This window comes from Priestia sp. P5_B4 (genome assembly GCF_056400385.1).
On record NZ_JBFULJ010000454.1, the window covers coordinates 1 to 3083 of the forward strand.

The window sequence follows — 3083 nt, forward strand, 5'->3', positions numbered from 1 at the left end:
ACCTGGATCACAGTCCATAATAATCTTTCTTTTTTTCATTATGATCACCTCTATAGAATGGATAAATTGCTGTTAATTTTACATGGATTTTATTTTTTCTAAAATAGCTTCTGTAAACTCCGACGTAGAGGCATGTCCGCCTAAATCTTTCGTTTTCACTTCAGCTTGGAGCGTTTGATAAAGTGCGTGTTCTACTGTAGCAGCCACTTCTGTAAGTTTGTGATCCGCATGTTTTTCAGCCAACCATTTCAGTAGCATGGCTGCTGAAGAAATAATACCGGTTGGGTTTGCTATGTTCAAACCTGCGATATCTGGCGCAGAACCATGAGCTGCTTGTGCCATAGCGATATGTTCATTTGCATTAAGAGAAGGGGCTAATCCTAAGCTTCCTACAAGCTCGCCGGCTAAATCTGAAAGAATATCACCGTACATGTTTTCTGTCACAATGACATCAAAATCGGCTGCACGACGTACGAGATGAGCAGCCATGGCATCGATATGGTGGTCGTCCACTTTTACTTCAGGATATTGCTCAGCTATTTCTCGACAAACATTTAGAAATAGTCCGGTACTTAATCTTAAAACATTTGCTTTATGTACGATTGTTACTTTTTTACGACGCTGCATAGCCAATGCAAAAGCTTCACGCGCAATTCTTTCTACGGCTTTTCGCGTAAATACGCCCGATGTTACCACAACGTCTTTTGTAATCTGCCATTCCCCATGTCCAGAATACATATTACGATCGGCATAAAATCCTTCTGTATTTTCCCGGACGATCACTAAATCAGCTTCTTTCACGACGCTTTTAATACCTGGCATTGTTTTAGCAGGGCGAATATTTGCGTAAAGATCTAAACTGTGACGAAGCTCTCCGCTAGGGTTACGCTTTTCTTTGTGTTCAAGAGGGTAAGCCGCAGAATCATGCGGGCCAAGTATCCATCCATGCGTATGTTTTAAAGCATCTATCGTTACTTCTGGAAGAGGATTGTTATATTGTTTAATTCCTTCCCATCCCATAGGCAGATAAATCCATTCCATTTTTACTCCTGCTTTGCAAGAAGCATTTTTAACTACCTTAACTGCGGCATCGACAATCTCCGGCCCGATGCCATCACCCCCCAATACCCCGATACGATAAACAGTCATTGTTTTGAACACCCTTTCATTATGCGCAATGCTTTTATAAATAGATTGAAGGTYTATAGTATTAATCTACTTAAAGAAAAGACAATAATAAAATAGTATTTTTTTATGTTTATAGATTAAATTCTTTTATCTTTCTTTTTGCAGCTTTTTAAAAAAAGAACTAGCTAATGCTTCGTGCTCCAGATTTTCTATCAACCAACATCTTAATTGGCGCTGTTAATTTTTTAAAAACACCCAATTAACACCTAAAACACGATTTAATTATATCATAATTCAGAAAATTAAACGGTTCTACGTTGGCACGAAAATTGCTTGTACTGTATATGAGGAATACAAAAGAAAGGAGCAATATGTAGTCGCAGATAAGGAAGCTGCTTTTAAAGAAAGAGATGTTTGTCTAAAGCTATTATTTCACAATGAAGGGGAGAAGAAGAATGAGTGAACCGCAAAAGGAAATGAGTTCATTAAATCAGGTACGGAAAAAAGAGAGGAAAATAAACGTTTTTGCTTTATTGTTAGGCTTTCTTGTGATTGCTACCATTTTAACGTATATCTTGCCAGCTGGAGAATATGCGCGTGTAGAAGTAGACGGGAGAACAACGGTAGATCCTCAATCGTTTAAATGGATTGATTCTACACCTGTTGGATTCTTTGAAATGGTCAAAGCAATACATACAGGAATGGTAGAAGGAGCCGACATTATCTTTTTTGTATTAATTATCGGCGGTTTCTTTGGTGTACTAAGCGCTACGGGGACAGTAGATGTATTAATTACAACGATGGCTAAAAAACTTGCTACCCGAGAAAAATTATTAATTCCTGTTATGATGTTATTTTTTGCAGTAGGCGGTTCTTTAATGGGGATGGCGGAAGAAACGCTAGCCTATATTCCTCTTTTAATTCCCTTGGCACTTGCTCTTGGATTCGATGCATTAACAGGGACTGCTATTGTGTTAATTGGCGCATCGGCTGGTTTTACTACGGCAGTTATGAATCCATTTACAGTTGGTGTTGCGCAAGGAGTAGCAGAGCTTCCTATGTTTTCTGGAATGGGCTTTCGACTCATCTTGTTTGTAGTTGTTTACGCTGTTTCAGTTTGGTTTGTCTACCGATATGCGATGAAAGTGAAAAAAAGTCCTTCTATTGGGACGTACGGAAAATACAGCATAACCAGCGCAAATAAACTTTTAAACTCGGATGCCAAGTTAACTAGAAAGCATAAATGGATTATGGCAGCATTTCTTGTTAACTACGTAATTCTTGCTTTTGGCGTTATTAAGTATAAGTGGTACATTACTGAAATTGCCTCTTTATTTGTCATTTTGACTGTTGTGATTGGGATTATTGGAAGGCTCTCTGTTGAAAATACAGTTAAGTCATTTACAAACGGGGCAGCAGCACTAGTTGGAGGAGCGCTTGTTATCGGAGTTTCTCGTGCTGTTCTTGTTGTTTTAAATGAAGGACATATTGTAGACCCTATGCTTCATCAAGTATCTGGAGCTATTCAGCATATTCCGGGATATTTAAGCGTCATCGGAATCTATAACTTCCAAGCGCTGATTCATCTTATTTTAGCATCTGGAACAGGCCATGCGATGCTGACGATGCCAATCATGACGCCTCTTGCAGATTTACTTGATATTACAAGGCAAACAGCAGTATTATCTTTTTCTTTTGCAGATGGCATTGGAAATATTATCTTCCCGACAGCTGGAACATTAATGGCTGGTTTAGCGATTGCGGGAATTTCATGGACAAAGTGGGCCAAATGGGTGTTGCCGTTAGTCCTTATTCAATATGTGATTGGTTTAATTGCCGTTGTGATTGCTTATTTTATCAATTACGGACCATTTTAAGCATTAAAATTATATAGAAAAATGTTATTCGTAAGTTGAGCTTACTAGTAGGAGGAATAGAAGTTGTTAACCTTAATC

2 protein-coding genes are annotated in these 3083 nt (G+C 38.4%); one reads left to right on the forward strand and one right to left on the reverse strand.

Annotated elements, in window-relative coordinates; genetic code table 11:
* Window positions 1-78: 78 nt before the first annotated feature.
* The gene (locus AC1DRF_RS21165) at window positions 79-1149 is read right to left on the reverse strand and encodes an isocitrate/isopropylmalate dehydrogenase family protein (protein WP_427076702.1); all 1071 of its coding nucleotides are present in this window, start codon (window positions 1147-1149) and stop codon (window positions 79-81) included.
* A 434-nt stretch (window positions 1150-1583) separates the two neighbouring features.
* On the opposite strand from AC1DRF_RS21165, the gene AC1DRF_RS21170 reads away from it, so the two are divergent.
* Window positions 1584-3005 (forward strand): YfcC family protein, encoded by a 1422-nt coding sequence (locus AC1DRF_RS21170; protein ID WP_097823843.1) that lies wholly within the window; start codon window positions 1584-1586, stop codon window positions 3003-3005.
* Window positions 3006-3083 lie beyond the last annotated feature (78 nt).